Origin of the sequence: Oscillibacter sp. CU971 (assembly GCF_905219725.1) — a bacterium.
Lineage (GTDB): Bacteria > Bacillota > Clostridia > Oscillospirales > Oscillospiraceae > Oscillibacter.
Genome location: NZ_CAJMXG010000303.1, coordinates 1 through 2,999, shown reverse-complemented (window position 1 = coordinate 2,999; position 2,999 = coordinate 1). Strand labels below are relative to the sequence as shown.

Sequence of the window (2,999 nt, the reverse complement as noted above, 5' to 3'; positions counted from 1 at the left end):
GCCTTGTGTCGCCCAGGCGCTTTTTTGCACTTCGAGACAAAGTGTCCCAAGGTTCGGGACGGCTCCCCCGGGTGTCGCTCCCCACCAGCCCCGTTTCGGTCGCTCGTTCACCCAAACACCGAAACGGAGGTTTATTATGACTACAATCAATCTGAAAGATTTTTATTATTGGCACACACAGGATCAGTTTATCGANGTTTCCGACGAGGTGGCGGCTGTCTTTCTGGCCGATGCCCGGTATGAGATGGCCTACCAGCGGCGGCTCTCCCGGCACAAGGCGCAGTATTCCCTGGACTGCGATGACGGGATCGAATATTCCGCCTGCCTGCATGAGCCCACCCCGCAGGAACTGCTGGAGCGTATGGAAGTGTTCTGCCGTCTGTGGAACGCCCTTAACTCCCTGCCCGAAGTCCAGGGCCGGAGGATCGACGCCCACATCATTCTTGGAAAAAGCATCAAGGAAATTGCCGAGGCTGAGGGCGTACATGAGGAGTCTGTCCGCCAGTCCATCAAACGGGGGCTTGAGCGCATGAAAAAAACTTTTTAATTTTTTTCATTTTACCCACTTGGAAATGATGAAAAAATGTCTCGGTTTATGAGAGGAGGTTTTCTTCTCAGCACAGATGAACAGGAGCGGCCCCGGGCATAGTGCGGGGAGCCAGGCGGCGGGTGCGCTGTGACTTTCTCCATTGGGAAACGAGCGAACAACACCAACGCCGCAAATGGGCCGAGCCAGCCCAGGGCCACGATCCGCCGCAGGACAGGCTGGCCGCCTGTCCCTCCGGGCCGCCCTCTCATCCGTGTGGGATCGCCGTCCCGAGTATCATTGTCTTTGGACAGGTCAAGAAAATGTGGGCGGCGATCCCGTAATTTTAGGAAAGCGAGGTACAGTCTATGAACTATGATCCAGCAGAATTGGCGGCCCTGTTATCTGAGCCGTGGAGTAACGGTTCCTGCAGGGGCTATATAATTATGGCGATGGAAAACTGCGGCTTTGCCAGTGATGACATCCGCCGTATCATAGCCGAGCTCCATGAGCTGTTTGACTTCGTTTCTCTGGAGGAGGCCGAGGCTCACTACCAGAAAAGCCCCTACTGACTTCGAGACATTGTGTCCCGATGTGGAGCAAGACAAGAGGGCGGCACTGTTCCGGTGCCGTCCTCTTGCGTTTCCCCACAGGACAGATGGGAGGCGGTTTATTGATTTGAGAGGAGGTTTTACCGTGAGATTAAATGCACAGGTATTGGAACAAATGAAAAGCGTTGATATTGGCGCAGTGGCTCCCGAGTCCCTGGCTGATGTGAGCGGTATGACCTTTAACAACGCTCTCCCCAAAGAGGAGCGCATCGCCTGTTTCCTGCAGGCTGTTAAAAATCCATACTGCTTTTGCATCGGCGGTGTCGGTGTAAAAATTGAATTTGCGGAAAGCGGGCCGTCCTTGCAGGACACGCTGACAGACTTTCTGCTCCGGCAAAAAAGCGGGCTGTAACTTTGGTTATGGCCTGTTTGCCACTTCGAGACAAAGTGTCCCGATGCAAAGGCATCCTTGTTGTCCTGCCCAGGCAGAGTTATAATATAGATGTAATGTGATAGGGAAGGAGGAACAATGGCACGAACAAAAAACAGAGGATTTCAGCAGAGTTTCTCTCCCTCTTATGCTGTCCGCCGCTGGCGGCTGGGCGCATACATCCGGCTCTCCAAAGAGGATTTGAAAAAAGCCCGGGAGGGTAAAGACGATAGCAACAGCGTAAAAAATCAGCGTGACCTGCTGGGAGACTTTTACTTCAAACACCAGGACGAATTTGAAAGCATTACCGAGTATGTGGATGACGGACACACGGGAACAGACGCCAACCGGGAGGACTTCCAGCGGCTCCTTGCCGATGTTATGAGCGGCAAAATAAACTGTGTGATTGTGAAAGACCTTTCCCGTTTTGCAAGAAATTACAGTGATGCTGGCAGTCTGATTGACAACCTGTTTGTACAGATGGGTGTCCGCTTTATCAGCCTTGCCGAAAATGTGGACAGCTACCGTGACCCGGACAGCGTTTCCAGTATCATCGTCCCGATTACGAATGTAATGAACGATCAATACTGTTATCAGACCTCAAAGAAAATCCGGCAGGTATTCGATTACAAGCGGCGCAACGGCCAGTACATCGGCTCTTTTGCTCCCTATGGTTATCTGAAAGACCCGAAAGACAAGCACCAGTTAATCGTCGATCCCGATGCGGCTGAAATTGTAAAGCTCATTTATGATTTATGCCTGCAGGGTATGGCGAGGCGGGCTATGGTTTATTATCTGAATGATCACGGCATCCCAAGCCCCACAACATACCGCAGGGAAAAGGGCCTGCCTGCCAGTTCAACATCGGACAATCCCCTGTGGGGCGACAAAATTGTAACCCTCATTCTTACCAATCCGATTTATACCGGGGATTTGGTACAGGGCCGCCGCCGGGTGAAAAGCTACAAAGTACACCAGATTGAGCAAGTGCCGGAGGAGGAATGGGTGCGGGTGTCCGATACCCACGAGGCTATCATAGACCGGGAAACATTTGAAAAGGTGCAGGCCCTCTTAAAGCGTGATACCCGGACGGCTCCCCGGAAAAAGGAGCTCCACCTGTTCAGCGGTTTCCTCCGCTGTGCTGATTGTGGAAAATCCGTTACCCGGAGCCAGAGCGGGCAAAGCTACCGTTATCTTTGCTCTACTTACAAAAACCGCTCCCGGACTGCCTGCACCATGCACGCCATCAAGCATGAACGGCTGGAGGCCGCTGTCCTGTTCGCTGTACGGCAACAGGTACATCTGGCGGTTTCCTACTCCGAGATTATTTCCCGTATCAATTCGGCCCCTGTCAAAAAAAGCCAGTCTTTCCGGCTGGATGATCTGATAGCCGCCAAGGAGCGGGAACTGGCAAAAGTTACCCGGTATAAACAGTCTTTATATCAAGACTGGAAAGACGGGGAAATTACCCAGCAGGACTACCGGGATATGA

The 2,999-nt window shown here is 52.5% G+C and carries 4 protein-coding genes; all 4 read left to right on the top strand.

All coding sequences use genetic code 11. The features are described 5' to 3' along the window. Positions 1-136 precede the first annotated feature (136 nt). Positions 137-547 carry a sigma-70 family RNA polymerase sigma factor gene (locus tag JX325_RS14515; RefSeq protein ID WP_204791793.1) on the top strand — a complete coding sequence of 137 codons (411 nt, stop codon included), beginning with the start codon at positions 137-139 and terminating at the stop codon, positions 545-547. Between the two features lie 347 nt (positions 548-894). After that, positions 895-1,098 carry a hypothetical protein gene (locus tag JX325_RS14510; RefSeq protein WP_160305915.1) on the top strand — a complete coding sequence of 68 codons (204 nt, stop codon included), beginning with the start codon at positions 895-897 and terminating at the stop codon, positions 1,096-1,098. A 106-nt stretch (positions 1,099-1,204) separates the two neighbouring features. Next, the gene (locus JX325_RS14505) at positions 1,205-1,489 is read left to right on the top strand and encodes a DUF6870 family protein (RefSeq protein ID WP_374220632.1); all 285 of its coding nucleotides are present in this window, start codon (positions 1,205-1,207) and stop codon (positions 1,487-1,489) included. A 117-nt stretch (positions 1,490-1,606) separates the two neighbouring features. Further along, the coding region (locus tag JX325_RS14500; RefSeq protein ID WP_204791792.1) for a recombinase family protein at positions 1,607-2,999 on the top strand (1,393 nt) is incomplete at its 3' end.

What these genes read in the sequence shown, in the direction of transcription:
- JX325_RS14510 (WP_160305915.1), top strand. Translation starts at nt 895, where the DNA reads ATGAACTATGATCCAGCAGAATTGGCGGCCCTGTTATCTGAGCCGTGG.